Genomic DNA, 18,799 nt, shown 5'->3' with positions numbered 1-18,799 from the left:
CCGGAGTGTCATCGCGGAGTGTCACCGCGCGAGAAAGCAGGAGTCGCCGCGTGAATCTATGGCGCAAGATCAGGAAGACCGGCCGGGTCGCCGAACCCGCGCCGGAACGTCCCGCGGGTGAGGCCCCGCCCGAGGCGGCCGAGCTGGGCGGATCCGTACAGCTCCGGCACGTCGACGCCGGCTCGTGCAACGGCTGCGAGGTGGAGATCGGCTCGGTGTTCGGCCCCGTGTACGACGCCGAGCGGTACGGGGCCCGGCTCGTGGCCTCTCCCCGGCACGCCGACGCGCTGCTCGTGACCGGCCCGGTCACCCGCAACATGGAGGTGCCGCTGCGCCGCACCTACGAGGCGGTGCCCGAGCCCCGCTTCGTGGTCGCCGTCGGTGACTGCGCCCGCGACTGCGGCGTGTTCGCCGGGGCGTACGGCGTGGCCGGCGCGGTCGGCGACGTGGTCCCGGTCGACGCCGAGGTGCCCGGCTGCCCACCCGAGCCCGAGGCCATCATCGCGGCGCTGCGGCGGCTGACCGGCCGATGAACCTCCCCGGGGCTCTCCTCACGGTCGCGCTCGGCCTGTGCCTGGCGACGGCCCTGCTCGCGCTGGCCGTACCCGCCCGGATCCGGCCGGTCCTTTCGGGCATGGGCACGGCCGCCGCCGGCGCGGCCGGGGCTGCGGCGGGCGGGTCCGCCATGGCAGGGCAGACCTGGTCGGCCTGGCTGCCCGATCTGCTGCCGCTGGCCGGGCTGCGGCTGACGCTCGATCCGCTGGGCGGGCTGTTCATCGCGGTCACCGGCGGCGTGGCCGTCTGCGCGGGCGTCTACGGGATCGGCTACGCCCGGCACGGCCTGTCCGGCCGGGTCGTCCAGGCGACGCTGCCGCTGTTCGTCGCGTCGATGCTGCTGGTGCCGGCGGCGGCAGCCGTGAGCACGCTGCTGGTGGCCTGGGAACTGATGGCGATCACCTCGCTGCTGCTGGTGCTGGCCGAGCACGGCCGCCGCCCGGCCGTCGGCGGCGCCGGCCTCTGGTACGCCGTGATGACCCATCTCGGGCTGATCGCGATCCTCGGCGGGCTCGCCGGATTCGCCGCCGGGGCCCACGGAGAGGCCTTCGACCAGCTACGCGCCGCGCAGCTTTCGCCCCTCGCCCGCGACGCGGTGTTCCTGGCGACGTTCGCCGGGTTCGCCTCCAAGGCGGGCATCGTCCCGCTGCACGCGTGGCTGCCGCGGGCGCACCCGGAGGCGCCGAGCCACGTGTCCGCGCTGATGAGCGCCGCCATGGTCAACATGGGCGTGTACGGCATCGCCCGGGTCGGCCTCGACCTGCTGCCCGGCTCGGCCGGTGGCGCCTCCGAGGGCGGCACGCCGGCCTGGTGGTGGCTGCTGGTGCTGGCCGCCGGCGGGGCCTCCGCGATGTACGGCATCCTGCAGGCCGCGGTCTCCTCCGACCTGAAGCGGCTGCTCGGCTACTCCACCACGGAGAACATGGGGCTGGTGCTGATGGGCCTCGGCGCCGCGGGGTTCTTCGCCACACGCGGCGCGCCGCAGCTGGCCGCCCTCGCGCTGGTGGCCGCGCTGCTGCACGTGGTCAACCACGCGGCGTTCAAGACGCTGCTGTTCCAGGCCGCCGGGTCGGTGCTGCACGCCACCGGCACGAGGAACCTCGACGCGCTGGGCGGGCTGCGCGCCCGCATGCCGTACACGACCGTGCTGTTCGCGGTCGGGGCGCTGGCCGCCTCCGCGCTGCCGCCGGGCAACGGGTTCGTCAGCGAGTGGCTGCTGCTGCAGAGCCTCGTCCACGCGATTCCCGCCTCCGGCGTGGCCGGGGCGGTGGCGATGCCGCTGGCCGTCGGGGTCGTGGCGATGTCTGCCGGGCTGGCGGTCGCCACGTTCGTCAAGGCCTTCGGCGTCGGCTTCCTCGCGCGGCCGCGCGGTCCCGAGGCGGAGCGGGCGGTGGAGAGCCCGCCGTCGATGCTGGGCGGGATGGGCCTGGCCGCGCTGTGCTGCGCCGTCCTGGCCGTCGGTCCCACCGTGGTCGTGCCCGGCCTGGCCCGCGCCGTCGGCACGCTGCTCCCGGGTGCGGCTCCGGTGACCGGCCCCGCCATGCGGACCGTGACGCTGCACCTGTCCGGGATCGCGGGCACGATGTCCCCGCTGCTGATCGCCGTGGCGCTGGCGGCGGCGATCGCCCTGGCCGCCGGTGCCGTACGGATGTTCTCGGCGCGCAGGCGGCGGGCCGCACGCCTGTGGGACTGCGGCGCCGGACCCATGTCGCCGCGCATGCAGTACACGGCGACCTCGTTCGCCGAGCCGCTGCAGCGCGTCTTCGACGACGTGCTGCGACCGGAGATGGACGTCGATGTGACCCCCAAGAAGGAGTCTGCCTACCTGGTGGAGCGGATCCGCTTCCACGCGATGGTCCCCGACCGGATCGAGCGGCGGTTGTACGGCCCGCTGCTGGCCGCGGCCGAGGCGATCGGCCGCAGGGCGCGGGCGCTGGCCAACGGCAGCGTGCACCGCTACCTGGCCTACGGCTTCTGGACGCTCACCGGGCTGCTCATCCTGCTGGCGGTGATCCCATGACCGGGTTGAACACGACCGGCCTGATCGCGGCCGTGCTGCAGGTGGTGCTGGTGGTCGCCGGCGCGCCGCTGCTGACCGGGCTGATGCGCCAGGTGCGCGCCAAGATGGAGGGCCGGGCCGGGGCCGGGGTGCTGCAGCCGTGGCGTGACCTGCGCAAGCTGCTGCGCAAGGAGCCGATCGACCCGCGCGGCACCGGATGGCCGTTCCGCCTGGCGCCGCTGGTGCTCGCCGGAACTGCGCTGGTCGTGGCGGCCGTCATCCCGCTCGTGACCACGGCGTCGCCGCTGGACTCCGCCGCCGACCTGTTCGCGGTGACCGCGCTGCTCGCACTGGGATCGGTGGCGCTGGCGCTGGGCGGCCTGGACACCGGGACCGCGTTCGGCGGCATGGGGGCCAGCCGGGAGGTCACCGTGCTTGCGCTGGTGGAGCCGACGATCCTGGTGTCGGTGTTCGCCCTGTCCGTGCGGGCCGGCTCGACCAACCTGGGGACGATCGTCAGCCTGACCGAGGCGGACCCCATGCGGGTGCTGTCCCCGGCCAGCCTGCTGGCCGCCGTCGCCCTGGCGCTGGTGACGATCGCCGAGACCGGCCGGATCCCGGTGGACAACCCGTCCACCCACCTGGAACTGACGATGATCCATGAGGCGATGGTGCTGGAGTACTCCGGTCCCGATCTCGCGCTGATCGAGTGGGCCTCCGCCGCGCGGCTGACCGTACTGCTCGGCCTGCTGGGCAGCCTGTTCCTGCCGTGGGGCGTCGCCACCGGCGGGGCGGCGGGCGTGGGCGCGCTGGTCGCCGTGCTGGCCGGGGTGGCCGCGTTCGCCGCGAAGACGGCCGTCCTCGGGATGCTGCTGGCAGCGGGCGAGGTCTTCATGGCCAAGCTGCGGCTGTTCCGCATCCCCGAGTTGCTCGCCGGGTCCTTCCTGCTGGCCCTGCTCGCGGTGGCCGCCTCCTACTTCCTGGCGGGCGGTGCCTGATGAGCGACTCGCTGTACGCCCAGTGGCTCGCCCTGGCCTGCGGGGCGTTCCTGCTCGCCGGGGTGCTGGTGCTGTGGCGGCGCGACCTGGCTGCCATCGTCAGGTTGTTCGCGCTGCAGGGCGTCGCGCTCGGCGCGATGGTCGTGGTGCTCGGCCTGCGGCAGGGGTCGGTCCACCTGGTGGCCGTCGCGGTGGGGGTCGGGGCGCTGCGCGCTGGGCTGCTGCCGTATCTGATGCGCCGCGCGCTGGACACCCCGCGGCCCGGCGGCGAGACGGCGGGCGACGAGGCCCGCGAGACGCGCCCGCTGGTCAACGTGGCGACCTCGCTGCTGGCCGCGGCGGTGCTCGCGCTGGTGGCCTACGCCGTGTCCCAGCCGATCGTACGGCTGTCGCCGGACCCCGCCACCCGGGCGGTGCCGGTGGCGCTGACCGTGCTGCTGGTCGGCTTCTTCGTGCTGGTCACCCGGCGGCGGGCGCTGTCGCAGGTGGTCGGCTTCCTGCTGATCGACAACGCGATCACCGCGACCGCGTTCCTCACCACCAGCGGGGTGCCGCTGGTGGTCGAGCTCGGCGTGTCGCTGGACGTGCTGCTCGCCGTACTGGTGCTGCAGGTCCTGACCGCGAGGATGCGGGCCGCCTTCGGCGGCACCGACCTCGACGAGCTGCGCGAGCTGCACGACTGATGGACGAGCGAGTGAAGAAGCCGCGAAACGACCTGCGCACGGCCCGGAGCGTACGGCCCGGCACATGTGCGGCGGAGGAGGATCTGTCGTGACCCTGCTGGTGGGCGCACCCGTGCTGCTGCCGGTGCTGGCCGGCTGCCTGTACGCGGCCCTCGGCTGGCGCCCCGCCACGGCCTGGCTGGGCGCGGTGGCCGCCGCCGGATCGCTGGCGGCGTCGATCGCGCTGGCCGCCGTCACCGCCGACGGACCGCGGCAGGCACTCGGCGGGCTGCTGCGCGCCGACTCGCTGAGCGCGTTCATGCTGATCGTGATCGGGGCCGTCTCGCTGCTCGCGATGCTGGCCAGCCCGGCCCATCTGGCCGCCGAGTCTGCCGTGGGGCACGCCGGGCCGCGGGCGGCCCGCCGCTACGGCATGTACACGCAGGGGTTCATCGCCGCGATGGCGCTCGCCGTGCTGGCGGCCAGCCTGGGCGTGCTGTGGGTGGCGGTCGAGGCCACCACGATCCTGACCGCGTTCCTCGTCGGGCACCGCCGCACCCGCGAGGCGACCGAGGCCGCGTGGAAATACGTGGTGATCTGCTCGGTCGGCATCGCGCTCGCGCTGCTGGGCGTGGTGCTGCTGCACTACGCGGGGCTGCACGCCGGGGTGGCCGCCGGCGCCGGCCTCGATTGGGCGGTGCTGGCCGGACACGCCGCCGCGCTCGACCCCGGTGTGACGCGGATGGCGGTCGCCCTGCTCGTGCTCGGCTTCGGCGCGAAGGCCGGGCTCGCCCCGATGAACGCCTGGCTGCCGGACGCCCACGGCCAGGCGCCGGCACCGGTGTCCGCGCTGATGTCCGGCGTGCTGCTCTCCGTGGCGTTCTACGCGATCCTGCGGGTGAAGGTGATCTCCGATGCGGCGCTCGGCGTGGGTTTCGCCCGGACGCTGCTGCTGGTCGCCGCGCTCGGCTCGCTCGCGGTGGCCGCCGCGCTGCTGATCGCCCAGCGGGACTACAAGCGCATGCTGGCCTACTCCAGCATCGAGCACATGGGCCTGCTCGCGCTCGGCGCCGCCATCGGCGGCCGGCTGGCGCTCATGGCCGTCCTGCTGCACATCCTCGGGCACGGGCTGGCCAAGTCGGTGCTTTTCCTGTCGGCCGGCCACATCAACCTGGCGACGGGCAGCAGCCGGATCGCCGCGGTCCGCGGCCTGGCCCGGCGGGCGCCGCTGCTGGCCGGCGCTTTCGGCCTCGGGCTGGCCGCCGTGCTCGGGCTGCCGCCGTTCAGCCTGTTCGCCAGCATGATCGGCATCGTGCGTGCCGGATTCGGAGCTGAAGCAGGCACCGCGGTCGGCTGGGCGACGGCCGTCGCCCTGGTGCCGCTGCTCGTGGTGTTCGCCGCCGTCGCCCGTCACGCCGCACGCATGCTGCTCGGCTCCCCACGCGCCACCGAGACCGCCGAGATCGCAGATATGGCGCCCAAGGTTCCCGAGCTTGCCGAGCTTCCTGAGGTTCCCGAGCTTCCCGAGCTTCCCGAGACGAGCGGGCCGGGTGGCCCGGCGGGCGCCGTACGGCTGCCGCGCACGGCCGCCGTCCCGCTGGTCGCCGGACTGGCCGCCGCCGCCGTACTCGGCGTCTGGACCGGACCGCTGCGGCCACTGCTCGAAACCGCCGCGACCATCGCCGGAGTCACCCCATGACCGAACGCCTCGTCCTCGACATCGGCCCCGGCGAGCTGCCCGGCCAGGCGGCGCGACTACTCGACGGCGGTCACCGGCTGGCACTGGTGTCCGCCGGCGAGGAGGTCGGCGGCTTCCGCGTCGTCTATCTGTTCACCGCCCCGGGCTTCGATCTGGGCCCGGAACGGCGTACCGAGCTGCGGGTGCGGCTGCCGGGCGACGACCCGGTCCTGCCGAGCCTCGCCGCGCTGTCGTTCCCCGCCGGCCGGTTCGAACGCGAGATACGCGACCTGTACGGCATCGTCCCGGCCGAGCACCCGCTGCCGCGCCGTCTGGTACGCCACCACCACTGGCCGCGCGGGTGGTATCCGATGCGTTCCGACGCCGGGCCGCCGCCGTCGTTCGGCGACCCGGAGGGGCCCTATCCGTTCGTGACCGTGGCCGGGCCGGGCGTCTACGAGATCCCCGTGGGGCCGGTGCACGCGGGGCTCATCGAGCCGGGACATTTCCGGTTCTCGGTCGTGGGCGAGACGATCCTGAAGCTGAAGGCCCGGCTGTGGTTCGTGCACAAGGGCATTGAGAAGCTCTTCGAGGGCCGCGCCCCCGCCGACGGCATCGAGCTCGCCGAGCGGATCAGCGGCGACACCTCGGTGGGCCACGCGCTGGCGTACTGCCTCGCCGTCGAGGAGGCCACGGGGTGCGCCGTCCCGCCGGGTGCCCAGCTCATGCGGGCCGTACTGCTCGAGCTCGAGCGGCTGTACAACCACGTCACCGACCTCGGGGCGCTGTGCAACGACGTGGCCCACGGCATCTTGAACGCCCACGCCCAGCGGGTACGCGAGCGGCTGCTGCGGCTCAACGCCGAGGTGACCGGCCACCGGCTGCTACGCGGCGGGGTCACCCTGGGCGGCGCCGAGCTGCGCGCCCTGCCCGGCCCCGGCGTCATCTCGGCCGTCGCCGCCGACGTCGCCGAGATCGTCGATCTCGCGCTCGGGCACACCGTCGTCCTCGACCGGTTCGCCGGCACGGCGGAGCTGCCCGCCGAGGCGGCACGTGACCTCGGCGTACTCGGCTACGTCGCACGGGCCAGCGGTCTCGACACCGACGCCCGCCGCGACCATCCCTTCGCCGACATCGGACCCTTCTGTGTGGCCACCCGTACCGGCGGGGACGTACTCGCCCGGTTCCAGGTGCGCGCTGCGGAGATCGCGGTCTCCGCCGAGCTGATCAACCGGCTGGTGGACGGCCTGGCCGCAGGCGTCAGGTACGCGGAGCGCGTGACGGCGGCCGGCCCGGCGTCGGGAGTCGGGATCACGGAGGGCTGGCGGGGGACGATCGTCCATCGCGTCGAGCTCGCCGAGGACGGGACGCTGTCCCGCGTGAAGATCGTGGATCCGTCGTTCTTCAACTGGCCGGCCCTGCCCGTCGCCCTCAGCGGGACGATCGTCCCCGACTTCCCGCTCGTGAACAAGAGCTTCAACCTGTCCTACGCCGGCAACGACCTCTGACCCTCTGCCCTCTGCCGCCGCGCGCCGACCGGCCGGGACGCCCCGGCGCGGAGAGCGGTGCGGTGCATGCCGCTGTCTCGGCGCCCTACCATGCGGGGTCGGTAGACCGTCGTAGGGCTGGGTCGTGGGAATGACGGGGACCGACAGCGGTCGCTGCCGGCGGTTGGTGTCGGCGGTTGGTGTCGGCGCTGGCGGGCATCGGGTTTTCAAAAGTTTCGGTGGTATGACGAAAATATCGGTCCCACTCTTACTGAGTCGTTAATGCCCTCCGTCAGATTGCGGAGATCTTCTCGGCTGTGAACTCGTCGAGAGCCCAGCCGACGGCCGTTCTCACTCGACCGGGATCGGGGACGGCCGGGTGAGGTTTTCAAGCACCGTCCAGAACATGATGTGCTCCGACCCTCTGTCGGTGTGTTCGACGCGTGCGACGGGCGATCACCCACCCGGTAGAGCCGACGGGTCCGGCGGCCGGTTTCGTCATCGCCCGGATCGGAGGCATCCCGCCGCGCCCGCACTCCCACCCGGGAGCGAGCCGTCTCCGGGCCACACGCGGTTCCGAGGCGCGTCCGGGGCCCGAGCGTGCCGGCGCCCGGGGCGCGATCGGTACCGGGCATCGGGAGCGGGTTCCGGCGCCGGATGCGACACCGGGGGTGCGGCTCGTCCGGTCTGCGGACGAGGGCGCCGTGCTGAAAGTTACATCGGCCGCGCTCTCACCCCAGCGCGATTCGGCGAAAATTTCAGGAGGTGGGTGGGCGTTCGAGCACGTACGCCGCAGGTAGGCGAATGGAGCATCCGAAACATTTCTGATCCTCCTTGACACATTTCGGATGGGTTTCCAAACTGAATCCCCAGAGCGGTCCCCCCTGCCGATTTGGAGGTGCATGGCAGGGGCCGGCTCCGGCGCCCTCGTGGTGTGCGTCCCCGGCCATGGGACGCGGCGTCTGTCCACGGGGACTCCCCCGCCGTATTCCTATCTTTGTGACTCAGTGGAGGCCCAAGCATGGTCACAGGTTCCACCCCCTTAGATCGACCCCGGCAGCCATTCAGCGGTCTGCGCAGGGCCCTCGCCACGGCAGCAGTAGGCGTGCTCGGCGTTACAGCTCTGGTGGCGGTGCAGACTCCCGCCGACGCCGCGGCGAGCACGCTGGGCGCGGCGGCCGCGCAGAGCGGGCGGTACTTCGGTACGGCCATCGCCGCCGGCAAGCTCGGTGACTCGACGTACACCACGATCGCGAACCGTGAGTTCAACATGATCACGGCCGAGAACGAGATGAAGATCGACGCCACCGAGCCCAACCGGGGGCAGTTCAACTTCACCCAGGCCGACCGGATCTACAACTGGGCCGTGCAGAACGGCAAGCAGGTCCGCGGCCACACCCTGGCCTGGCACTCCCAGCAGCCGGGCTGGATGCAGTCGCTGTCGGGTAGCTCGCTGCGCCAGGCCATGATCGACCACATCAACGGCGTCATGGCCCACTACAAGGGCAAGATCGCCTACTGGGACGTCGTCAACGAGGCCTTCGACGACGGTTCCGGCGGCCGCCGCGACTCCAACCTCCAGCGGACCGGCAACGACTGGATCGAGGTCGCCTTCCGCACCGCGCGGGCCGCCGACCCGGCCGCCAAGCTGTGCTACAACGACTACAACATCGACAACTGGACCTGGGCCAAGACGCAGGGCGTCTACAACATGGTCCGCGACTTCAAGCAGCGCGGCGTGCCGATCGACTGCGTGGGACTGCAGGGCCACTTCAACAGCGGTAGCGCCTACAACCCCAACTTCCGCACCACGCTGCAGAGCTTCGCCGCCCTGGGCGTGGACGTGGCGATCACCGAGCTGGACGTCGAGGGCGCCTCGGCCACCACCTACGCCAACATCGTCAACGACTGCCTGGCGGTCTCCCGCTGCGTCGGCATCACCGTGTGGGGCGTCCGCGACAGCGACTCCTGGCGCTCCTACCAGAACCCGCTGCTGTTCGACGGCAGCGGCAACAAGAAGCCCGCCTACACCTCGGTGCTGAACGCGCTCAACGCCGCCACCCCCAACCCCACCCCGACACCCACGCCCACCCCGACACCGACACCGACGCCCACACCGACACCCACCCCGACTCCGACACCGGGCGGCGGGGCATGTTCGGCGACGCTCCAGACGGTCAACAGCTGGCCGGGCGGCTTCCAGACGGAGGTGACGGTCCGCGCGGGCAGCTCCGCGGTCAACGGGTGGACCGTGACGTGGACCTGGCCGGGCGGGCAGAGCATCACCAACCTGTGGAACGGCACACAGAGCGTGTCCGGCTCCAACGTGACCGTGCGTAACGTCGACTACAACGGCTCCATCGCCTCCGGCGCCTCCACGACCTTCGGCTTCACCGGCAACGGCAGCGCGGCCACCCCCACGGCCACCTGCACCAGCTCCTGATCCGAAGACCCCTTGAGTGAAGCGGGCCGGGCGGCGGACTTCGCCGCCCGGCCCCTTCGCGTGCTCGGCCCGGCGGCGCACGGCGCGCTGCGGCAGGGTATGCGGGACCGCGACCTCGATCTCCTCCAGCGGATCGGCGGTGGTCACCGACCAGTCGCTGCCCATCGCCGGGGTCGCGCCGTTGCGGAGCAGGTCCCAGAACGGATACTGCAGGTCGGCGCGGTCCCGGCCGAGGAAAGGCAGCGTCAGCTCCTCCATCTGCGGTTCCATCTGCGCCCAGTACGCCTGGCAGTTGGCCGTGACGCCCAGCTCGCGGAAGCGGGGCACGTCGTCGGGGTGCGGCGCGCCGGTGTAGTTCTCCATCACCCCGTCGGTCATGATCTTCACGGTGGTGGGGCGGAACCGGCCCGGCGCGTCTCCACCTCCCGCGGGAGCGGTGCCGGCCTCCCGCCGACCGAGGAGCTCCGGGATCTGGTCCAGCTCACGATGCCGGTCCCACGGGGACATCGCGCCCGGCACGGTCGAGGTCCTCCCCGCCAAACTGGTGATCCGGGCCAGCACCTCGCCGACCGGCTGAGCCGGTCGGGACCTCACTCATCGGCCCTCGATCGGCGATGCAAGGGCGACAGGGAAGTTCCCCGCGAACGTACGCGGCGGGCCACTTCGGATTTCGGCAGGCCGCTCGGCTCCGTACCCGGTTGACATCCCCGCCTCAGCGGACCAGACCAACCTCCCGACTCAGCGGCTCTCTGGGCGATGTGCGGCGTCCGGCGAAAGCGCCGCACTCGATGTCTCTCACAATGTCTCTCACAATGTCTCTCACGATGTCGTGCTCGATGTCGTGCTCGATGTCGCTCATGAAGGCGACCCATTCAGCCGAGGCGAACATCAGAACCGGTCCGCCGGGTCCCTGGAGCTCGCGTACGGCCCGGGCCCCTGACGGGTTCCGTCAACCGCCCCAGCCACAGCATTCAATCGAGCACAGAGTGCCACCAATTGCGACATTCGAGGTTAAATGAACTTAGCGCGACAATAGTAGATTGGCAGCAAATGTCGCAAGGACCATCGAAAATAGGGTGACCGTGATTCATCCGACATAGAGTCGGTAGCACTCGACCAGGTACTTATCTCTCATAATTTCTTTGAATTTTTTGGGTCGGACTATTGCCCTGACCAAATCACGGGTGAAAGAATTGCAACAGGCGTTCGAACCGGTGATGCGGAAGGGGGATCGATGATGTCGGCAGCACGGGAGACGAAGTCCGCGGATCGGGTCGGTCCCGTCTTGCCGTTGTCCCATGCCAAGCCCTTGCTGGGTCCTGAGTGGTGGGCCGGTATGAAGGTCGAGACACAGGCCCGTGCTGCCGCCCACGCTCAGGGCGGGCCGGGAGACACCGCGCGGTGGTCCGATTGGCCCGACTGGCTTGGCGCCGTCCCCGATATATCCTCAAACAGCGCAATCCCGAACACCGCGATTTCGGACGGTGTGCACCGAGGCGGGTGCGAAGGCGATATGGGCAGCGGCATCGTGAGCGATCCCGCTGCGGACCTCGAGATCGGGCGGACCGACAATCACGCACCTGGCGATGCGGAGACCGGTGACGCTGAATTTGACGGCGAGAGTGGCCACGCGAGCGGCGGAACGGCTCACCCGGTTGACGGCGGCGCCCAGGCTCGGGGCGGCCGGGTTTGGGGTGGTCAGCAGGGTGGGGATGGTGCTGGTGATCTCTCGTGGCCGTTGGTGAGTCAGGTTCGGGAGGCCGCGCTGGCGCTGGCGTTGACCCCGCTCCCGGACTCGCCGCAGCAGTGTCTGGCGCAGGTGGAGGAGCTTGCGTTCGCACGGGACCGGCTGGAGGCGGCGATCGCCGTACGGGCCGCCCACGTGCACGCCGCCGGGGCCGCCCGCGAGCGTGGGCATGCCTCCACCAAGACCTGGCTACAGTCGGGGTGCGGGATGAGCCGCCGCACGGCCTGCCGCACCGTGGCCCTGGGCGTCGAACTGGCACGCCTGCCCGAGATTCGGGCGCGGTTCGCCGCCGGGAACCTGACCGAGGCCATAGTGGCGGCGATCTGCGCGGCCACCACCGGGCTCAGTGATGCGGACGCGGCCAAGGCCGAGACGATCCTGCTGGAGCTGGCCGGCTCGGCCGGGCCGCAGGAGATCGCCAAAGCGGGACGGTATCTCCGCGCGGTGCTGGACCCCGATGGGGAGCTCCGGGATGCCGGTGCCGATTTCGATGCCCGGTTCCTGCTGGTGCGGGAGACCGATGCCGGCGGGGTGGAGGGGGAGTTCCGTCTGCCGCGGGAGGCCGCCGCCCGGCTGCGGGCACTGCTGGACGCCTACGCCAAGCCCAAGGCTCAAGGAGATGACCGGCCGCTGCGGGTCCGCAACGCCGACGCGCTGATCGCGCTGCTGGAACAGCAGATCACCACCGAACTCCTGGTGTTGATCAACGCCGAATCCCTCCCCGACGACCCCACCCGCCACACCACCACTCCGCGGCAGCCCACTCCCGGCCACGCCACACCCGCCGACACGGTGCCCAGCGACACAGTGCCCGCCGACACAGTGCCCGGCGACACCCCGCGCGACACCGCACCCGGCGGCACCACCGGACCCGGCGATGTCTCATCCGGAGACAGCGCGCCCAAAGACAGCGCGCCCAAAGGCAGCGCGACCGATGGCATGACAGGGGACGGCACCACATCCGACGGCGCGGACGGCGATGTCGCGTCCGGCGATGTCACTCCCAGTGAGGCCGCACCCGACGACGCGGTGCCTGGTGACATCACGTCCGGCGGCACCGTGCCTGATGACGTCGCGCCTGGTGACGCCGTCCGGAGCGGCGGGCCGGCGGGTGCGAACCGTAAGGAGACCGTCTGGGAAACCCGCGGGGAGGCCGGGGAGGACCTCGGTCTTGATCACACTCCCGAGCCGGCTCCGGAGTCTGCTTGTGGAGGCCCCGGCTCCGAGGACATGGGCCCGGACAGCGCAGACCCCGGAAGCACGATCTTCGGAGGCACGGGCCCGGGCCGTACGAACGCCACGGGCACCGGGATCGGAAGCACAGGTGGCGGGGGCGGCGGGTCAGGGGATAGGAGAGTCGATGTCGGGGACTGGTGGTGGCGGTCGGTGCTGCGCACCCTGCCCGGGCTGCTGCTGTCCACCGGGCAACTGCTGCCGATCATCGACATCCACCGCCTGGCCCGCACCTCCACCCTCGTCCGCCTGGTCATGAACGCCGACGGACAGGCCCTGGACATGGGCCGCAAAACCCGCCTGGCCACCCCCGCCCAACGCCGCGCCATCGCCGCCCGCTACGACACCTGCTGGGTGAAAGGCTGCCCGCTCCCGGCGAGCATGTGCCAAGTCGACCACCTCGACAACTGGAGCGAAGGCGGCCACACCGACCTGGCCAGACTCGGCCCCGCCTGCCAATTCCACAACCGCGACCGCTACCTGCACCCCGACCGCTACCAACGCCGCCAGATCGGCCCCGACCGCTGGGAATTCATTTACATCGACCCCTCCCGCGTCGGCGGACGCGGCGTCCGGCCTTCCGATCCGGAGACGCCGGAAAGGTCGGAGACGCCGGAGGAGACCGTCTCCAACACCAATGTCAAGGCACCCTCCCCGATAAGGGCAGAGCAAGCGCCTCCTGAAGGGACACCTCCTCGAGAGGCTACATCCCCTGAAAAGGCAAGACCCGCCTGAGAAGCGAAGACCTCAGGGAGACGCAGGGGACCGTTGCCGGATCTTGAAACTGATCCCCTGGGGTGCGTGCGGGGCGGCGAGGGAAACCGGGATCAGGGTCGGGCGCAGATGTCGGTGACGCCGGCCGTGTGATCAGTCAGGATTCGAGAAGCGGGCAGCGCCACCGCCGTCCTAGCGTTGGCGACATGACGCAGAACCGGCGGGCAGGCAGTCACTCAGGGCGCGGGCGCGGTTCACCCGGGCCGGTGTCACGGTGGTTCCTGCACCGGATGAACGCCCGGGCGAGCCGCAAGATCCGACGTGGCCGCGACAAGGTCATGGGCATGGACGTACTGATCCTGAACACGGTGGGGCGCCGAAGCGAGCAGCCGCGGGAATCACCTCTGGCGTGGTTCGCCGACGGCGAGAACGCGTGGCTGATCGTCGCCTCGGGCGGCGACAACCGGCACCCGGACTGGTACCTCAATCTGATGGCACGCCCGGAGCGGGCGACGATCGAACTACCCGGCCGCGACCCCCTGCCGGTGACACCCCGCAGGCTCGACGGCAGCGATCTCAAGCAGGCTTGGCAGCGCATCATCACCGCCCAACCTCGCTATGCCAAATACCAGAGCAAATCCAACCGGGAATACCCCGTTGTCCGGCTCACCCCGCGGTGACCGTATTCCTGGCCGTCCCACCTGCCCTGAAACTGCCGCCGATCGTCGGCTCCCTGAGCTGACTCCCACATACGAGTCGAGCAGGTCGATCACGCCGGGATCGGCAGGGGCCTGCCCGGCGGCCAGAGCGCACAGGAGGTCCTTCACGTCCTGTCCTGGTCGTGGCCGTAAGGATCGCCCGCCGCAGCGAGCTCAGCGGCGGTGACCGTGCGCAGGAAGGGCACGGCGAGCACGGCGACCGCCGCGGCGAAGACGGCGAAAGCGGGTCGGAGACCGAAGGCGTCGGCCAGCACCCCGGCGAGGCCGGCGCCGAGCGGAAGGGTGCCCCAGCCGAGCAGCCGGGCGGCGGAGCCGTACCTGCCGAGCAGCCGGTCGGGCACGAGGGCCTGGGAGATGGTGCGGGAATTCACCGTCCACAGCGTTCCGCCCATGCCACCGACGAAGGCGGCGGTGCCGACGGCCCAGGCCGCCGGGAGCACGGCGGGCACGGCCATCATCAGGAACGTCCCGACCAGATCGGCGAACAGCGCCCACCGGACGCCGAGCAGCCGGTTGACCGCCGAGGTGGACACGGCGCCGGCCAGGCCGCCCGCGCCGATCGCGCCGACCAGCAGGCCGTACCCCGCGGGATCCAGCTCCAGTACGGACGTCGCATAAGACGGCAGCAGGGCGAGCCAGGCGCTCCAGCTCCCCGCCAGGACGGCGATCGTCAGCGAGAGCGTGCGCAGCAGCCGATGCCGCCAGAGAAAGACCAGTCCCTCGCGGATGTCCGCGACCACGCTCCCCCCACCGGCCCTGGAGTCCCCGGCGGCCGTGACGTCTCCCGCTGCCTCGGAGTGCCCGGCGGCATCCTGCTCTCCGGTGGCACGGACGTCTCCGGCGGCCCCGAAGTGCGCCGCGTCGCCGTGGGCTCCTGCCGCCCAGGCATCTCCGACGGCGATGTGCTCTCCAGTGGCTCGGAATCGGCCGACCAGCAGGGTCATCAGCACCGCGCCGAGGGTGAAGGCGGCGGTCGCGGAGCCGAGCGCGACGGCCGCCCCGATGCCGACGAGCAGGCCGCCGATCGCCGGCCCGCAGAACTCGTTGGCCACGGTCTCGGTCCCGGCGATCCAGGCGTTGGCCCGGGCGCGCCGCTCCACGGGGACGGCGGCGGGAATCACCGCGCTGACCGCGGTGTCGGCCACCACCTCGGCGAGACCGATCACGAGTCCCGCGGCGTACAGAACCGGCAGCGACGGCGCCCCCACCGTGCTCGCGGCGAGCAGCGCGACGACGGCGGCCGACCGGAAGAGGTTCGCACCGACCGCGAGCCGGCGGCGATCGACCCGATCGGCGAGCACGCCCACGGGAAGCGACGCCAGCAGCCACGGCAGAGTGAGCGTGAGCGCCACCCCGGCCACCTGCCCGGCGGAGCCGCCGGCCGCCACGGCGAGGACGGGCAGTGAGATCTTGACGACGCCGTCGGCCAGGTTCGTGATGCCCGTCAACGCCACGAGCACGGCCTCGTTTCTGCCGCTCCCCCGCTCTGCCCGGATCATCGTCTCGGTCACGCCGCCCCCACCTCAACCGTCTATCTGGATAGATGGTGAGATGTTAACCGGCTATCTTGATAAGCGGAATAGTCAGGCCGTTGGAATAGAGTCGGCTCGGAGGAGCGTGCGCAGTCATGACAGAGCCATCCGCCCACGCGGCCCTGATCCTCGAATTCGCCAACACGCTCGACGTCGAAGCCGGCACGGACGTGATCGCCACGGTGGAGGGGCTCTCGGCCTGGGCGCGAGATCGGGGGCTGCCCGGCGAGGTGGACGAGACCACCCATGTCCGGGCGATATCGCTGCGCGCCGGTCTGCGTGCACGCCTGCTGCTGAACAACATCGGGACGCCCGACACCGCTGAGGCCGGCGAGACCGCCCGGGCGATCGAGCAGGCGCAGTCCGTGCTCGACACGGTGCCCCTGCGAGCACGTCTGGGTGCGGAGCCCGAGCCCGGCGGTCCCCTGCTCGGCGACGGCCCGCTCGCCGCGATCGGCGTCGCATGGGCCCTGGTGGTGGCCGCCGGGGAATGGCAGCGCCTCAAGCAGTGTCCGGATCACACGTGCGAGTGGGTGTTCTGGGACGGCACCCGCAGCCGCACCCGGCGCTGGTGCACGATGAGCGTCTGCGGCAACCGGGCCAAGGCGCGCGCATACGCCGCCCGGCGCAGACGCGCACCCGACTGATCCCGGAGGGATCCGCGTGCTCCCCCGGACACCCCCTGAGCGGGTCAGCCCAGACGGGTCAGCCCAGACGGGTCAGTCGTGGCAGGTCAGTCGTGGCAGGTCAGTTCGATTGGGGCGGCATGACGGTGCCGCGGACCTCGCCGAAGGCGACGACGCACCCGCCCGATGCCGGGGCGGTCGCGGTGATGACGACCTCGTCGCCGTCTTCCAGGAACGTACGCCTGCTCCCGTCGGGCAGCTCGATCGGTGTCTCGCCCGACCAGGAGAGCTCGATCAGGGAGCCGCGCTCGTCGGAACCGGGCCCGCTGATCGTGCCCGAGGCGAACAGGTCTCCGGTGCGCAGGCCGGCGCCGTTCACCGTCATGTGGGCGAGCTGCTGCGCGGCCGTCCAGTACATCCCGGCGAAGGGCGGCCGCGATACCACGTGGCCGTTGAGGCGTACCTCCAGCCGGATGTCGAACCCCCACGGTCCCGTATCGGCGTCGTCCAGGTACGGCAGCGGCTTCGGGTCGCGTGCCGGCGGCTCGACCCGGGCGTGCTCCAAGGCTGCCAGCGGGACCAGCCACGGGGAGACCGACGTGGCGAACGACTTGCCGAGGAAGGGCCCCAGCGGCACGTATTCCCACGACTGGATGTCCCGGGCCGACCAGTCGTTGACCAGGCAGGCCCCGAAGACGTGCTCGGCGAACTCCTCCATCGGCACCGGCGTGCCCGACACGGAGGGGGCGCCCACGACGAATCCCAGCTCGGCCTCGATGTCGAGGCGGGTCGACGGGCCGAAGACGATGTCGCCGTCCGGGGTACGGCGCTGCCCGTGTGGCCGTACGACCGGCGTGCCGGACACCACGACCGTCCCCGCCCTGCCGTGGTAGCCGATCGGCAGGTGCCGCCAGTTCGGGGTCAGCGGTTCCTGCCCCGGACGGAACATCCGGCCGAGATTCGTGGCGTGGTGCTCCGAGGCGTAGAAGTCGACGTAGTCGGCGACGGTGAAGGGCAGGTGGAGCCGCACCTCGTCCCGTCCGACCAGGTGCGGACGCACGGCCCGTTCGTGGGCGCCATCGGTGAGCCAGCCGGTGACGCGTTCGCGTGTCTCGTCCCACACGGCCCGGCCGCCGGCCATGAAGCGGTCGAGCGTGCTCTCGGCGAACGTGCCGGCCATGGCCGGCCACAGCTCCTCCGCCACGGCGGCCAGATCCAGGACGTGCCGGCCGACCGCCACGCCGACCCGGCGATCCAGCCCGTCGGGCCGGGTGGAGAACACGCCGTAGGGCAGGTTGTCCAGGCCCCATCCGGCATCGTCGGGGCGAAGATCGAGCCAGGTCACAGTCGCTCCTGCGCGGTCGGAGTCGTGGTCGTGGTCGCGGTCGTAGCCGCGGTCGTGGTTGCGGTCGTAGCCGTGGTCGGACTCGTGGTCGCGGTCGGGATCTTGGTCGCGGTCCCGGGCCGAACGCCGATCAGGCCGAGCGCGGCCAGATCCTCGAGGGGTTCGTCGATGCTGCAGGTGCCGAAGGAACGGAACATCCGGCGCGTCGCCGCCGCCCGGTCCTCGCCCAGCACGCGGATCCGGCCGGCCACGGCGGCGGGATCCCGCAGCGCGAGCACCCCGGCCACCTCGGCCGCCGACGCGCCGTCCAGGGCCGCGCTCGTGGCGAGCAGCACGTTGAGGAACCCGTGGTGCTCGAAGCCCGTGCCGGTCGCGGTGTGCCGTACGGCATGGTGCAGCCCGGCGGTGCATTTGAACGGCAGGTCCCTGCCGACGCAGCCGACGATCGACTCGGCCAGCTCGGCCTCGGACGGGAACGCCCGCGCCTGGAGGCCGCCGGTGCGGAACTTGGCGAAGAACCCCGTGCCCGCGAGCGCGTCGAGCACGGGAAGGCACGCCGTCCGCGGGACCTCCACGAACCCGGCCGTGTCCCCGTCGCGACCCGTACGGCCGCGCAACGCGGCCACGGCCGCGGTGGCGCCCGCCGGGTCGGCCACCCCCGAGACCTCCAGCGCCGCCGCGTTCGGCAGCGGGCCGATCCGCTCGACCGCGCCCGGACCACCCGTCACCACGACGCTGATCACCAGATCCGCCGGGAGCTCGGCCAGCCGGGTGTCCGCACAGATGAACGGCCCCACGAAACCGGCGTACCACGACGTGCGATGGAGTCGATGCGCCGGTACGGCCTCGGCCATGGGTGCGTCGCCGGGCGGGAAGAGCGCGGCGTCGTCGAACAGCGAGGCGAAAAGAGCCTCGCCACCGGAGAACGTCATCTCGTCGCTGTCCACGATCGCATGCTAACGGAGCTTCCCCCCGCTGATCAGCGCGAACTCGCCGCGCCCGTTCCGTACCCGGCAATGTGCTCAGACCGATCGGGGCCGTGTCGATCAGCGCAAGACAAT

General features: G+C 71.7%; 14 protein-coding genes and 1 pseudogene. 10 read left to right on the top strand and 5 right to left on the bottom strand.

The window, feature by feature from the left end; genetic code table 11:
- The first annotated feature begins 50 nt into the window (after positions 1-50).
- The 7 genes from ACQP1K_RS12935 (at position 51) to ACQP1K_RS12905 (ending at position 9,822) form a co-directional block, all read left to right on the top strand.
- Positions 51-533: an NADH-quinone oxidoreductase subunit B family protein gene (locus tag ACQP1K_RS12935; protein WP_433501122.1), complete on the top strand. Its 483-nt coding sequence runs from the start codon at positions 51-53 to the stop codon at positions 531-533.
- On the top strand, positions 530-2,575 hold the full coding sequence (locus ACQP1K_RS12930) for a proton-conducting transporter transmembrane domain-containing protein (RefSeq protein WP_433501121.1): 2,046 nt from the start codon (positions 530-532) through the stop codon (positions 2,573-2,575). Before ACQP1K_RS12935 ends, ACQP1K_RS12930 begins: the two co-directional genes overlap by 4 nt.
- Positions 2,572-3,552 (top strand): respiratory chain complex I subunit 1 family protein, encoded by a 981-nt coding sequence (locus tag ACQP1K_RS12925; RefSeq protein ID WP_433501120.1) that lies wholly within the window; start codon positions 2,572-2,574, stop codon positions 3,550-3,552. Before ACQP1K_RS12930 ends, ACQP1K_RS12925 begins: the two co-directional genes overlap by 4 nt.
- Positions 3,552-4,235, top strand: coding sequence for a hypothetical protein (locus ACQP1K_RS12920; RefSeq protein ID WP_433501119.1), 684 nt, complete (start codon positions 3,552-3,554; stop codon positions 4,233-4,235). The genes ACQP1K_RS12925 and ACQP1K_RS12920 overlap by 1 nt, the downstream gene beginning before the upstream one ends.
- 88 nt (positions 4,236-4,323) lie before the next feature.
- Positions 4,324-5,913, top strand: a complete 1,590-nt coding sequence (locus ACQP1K_RS12915; RefSeq protein ID WP_433501118.1) for a proton-conducting transporter transmembrane domain-containing protein — start codon at positions 4,324-4,326, stop codon at positions 5,911-5,913.
- Positions 5,910-7,400 (top strand): NADH-quinone oxidoreductase subunit C, encoded by a 1,491-nt coding sequence (locus tag ACQP1K_RS12910; RefSeq protein ID WP_433501117.1) that lies wholly within the window; start codon positions 5,910-5,912, stop codon positions 7,398-7,400. The genes ACQP1K_RS12915 and ACQP1K_RS12910 overlap by 4 nt, the downstream gene beginning before the upstream one ends.
- 1,084 nt (positions 7,401-8,484) lie before the next feature.
- Positions 8,485-9,822, top strand: a complete 1,338-nt coding sequence (locus tag ACQP1K_RS12905) for an endo-1,4-beta-xylanase (RefSeq protein ID WP_433501116.1) — start codon at positions 8,485-8,487, stop codon at positions 9,820-9,822.
- A gap of 93 nt (positions 9,823-9,915) precedes the next feature.
- On the opposite strand, the pseudogene ACQP1K_RS12900 reads toward ACQP1K_RS12905, so the two are convergent.
- Together ACQP1K_RS12900 and ACQP1K_RS12895 are read right to left on the bottom strand one after the other, a co-directional pair.
- Positions 9,916-10,185, bottom strand: a pseudogene (locus ACQP1K_RS12900) (amidohydrolase family protein); the annotation flags it as partial.
- Between the two features lie 349 nt (positions 10,186-10,534).
- Positions 10,535-10,681, bottom strand: a complete 147-nt coding sequence (locus ACQP1K_RS12895; protein ID WP_433501115.1) for a hypothetical protein — start codon at positions 10,679-10,681, stop codon at positions 10,535-10,537.
- Between the two features lie 882 nt (positions 10,682-11,563).
- Between ACQP1K_RS12895 and ACQP1K_RS12890 the strand changes: the two genes are divergently transcribed.
- Together ACQP1K_RS12890 and ACQP1K_RS12885 are read left to right on the top strand one after the other, a co-directional pair.
- On the top strand, positions 11,564-13,537 hold the full coding sequence (locus tag ACQP1K_RS12890; RefSeq protein ID WP_433501114.1) for a DUF222 domain-containing protein: 1,974 nt from the start codon (positions 11,564-11,566) through the stop codon (positions 13,535-13,537).
- 185 nt (positions 13,538-13,722) lie between these two features.
- A complete protein-coding gene (locus tag ACQP1K_RS12885; protein ID WP_433501113.1) occupies positions 13,723-14,196 on the top strand; it encodes a nitroreductase family deazaflavin-dependent oxidoreductase in 474 nt (157 codons plus the stop codon).
- Positions 14,197-14,339: 143 nt separating this feature from the next.
- On the opposite strand, the gene ACQP1K_RS12880 is transcribed toward ACQP1K_RS12885, so the two are convergent.
- The gene (locus tag ACQP1K_RS12880) at positions 14,340-15,746 is read right to left on the bottom strand and encodes an MFS transporter (protein WP_433501112.1); all 1,407 of its coding nucleotides are present in this window, start codon (positions 15,744-15,746) and stop codon (positions 14,340-14,342) included.
- Between the two features lie 116 nt (positions 15,747-15,862).
- On the opposite strand from ACQP1K_RS12880, the gene ACQP1K_RS12875 reads away from it, so the two are divergent.
- A complete protein-coding gene (locus ACQP1K_RS12875) occupies positions 15,863-16,414 on the top strand; it encodes a CGNR zinc finger domain-containing protein (RefSeq protein ID WP_433501111.1) in 552 nt (183 codons plus the stop codon).
- Positions 16,415-16,514: 100 nt separating this feature from the next.
- Here ACQP1K_RS12875 and fahA read toward each other — a convergent pair whose 3' ends face one another.
- A complete protein-coding gene (fahA, locus tag ACQP1K_RS12870) occupies positions 16,515-17,738 on the bottom strand; it encodes a fumarylacetoacetase (RefSeq protein ID WP_433501110.1) in 1,224 nt (407 codons plus the stop codon).
- Entirely contained in the window at positions 17,735-18,685 is a 951-nt protein-coding gene (locus ACQP1K_RS12865; RefSeq protein WP_433501109.1) for a hypothetical protein, read from the bottom strand. The genes fahA and ACQP1K_RS12865 overlap by 4 nt, the downstream gene beginning before the upstream one ends.
- Positions 18,686-18,799 lie beyond the last annotated feature (114 nt).

It is taken from the genome of Sphaerimonospora sp. CA-214678 (assembly GCF_050942215.1).
GTDB lineage: Bacteria > Actinomycetota > Actinomycetes > Streptosporangiales > Streptosporangiaceae > Sphaerimonospora.
Note: the sequence above shows the minus strand (reverse complement) of the source record. Positions and strands in the feature narration are given on the sequence as shown.

Coding starts and splice junctions, on each gene's coding strand:
- ACQP1K_RS12930 (WP_433501121.1), top strand. CDS start 530: ATGAACCTCCCCGGGGCTCTCCTCACGGTCGCGCTCGGCCTGTGCCTG.
- ACQP1K_RS12925 (WP_433501120.1), top strand. CDS start 2,572: ATGACCGGGTTGAACACGACCGGCCTGATCGCGGCCGTGCTGCAGGTG.
- ACQP1K_RS12920 (WP_433501119.1), top strand. CDS start 3,552: ATGAGCGACTCGCTGTACGCCCAGTGGCTCGCCCTGGCCTGCGGGGCG.
- ACQP1K_RS12910 (WP_433501117.1), top strand. CDS start 5,910: ATGACCGAACGCCTCGTCCTCGACATCGGCCCCGGCGAGCTGCCCGGC.
- ACQP1K_RS12895 (WP_433501115.1), bottom strand. CDS start 10,681: ATGAGCGACATCGAGCACGACATCGAGCACGACATCGTGAGAGACATT.
- ACQP1K_RS12885 (WP_433501113.1), top strand. CDS start 13,723: ATGACGCAGAACCGGCGGGCAGGCAGTCACTCAGGGCGCGGGCGCGGT.
- ACQP1K_RS12875 (WP_433501111.1), top strand. CDS start 15,863: ATGACAGAGCCATCCGCCCACGCGGCCCTGATCCTCGAATTCGCCAAC.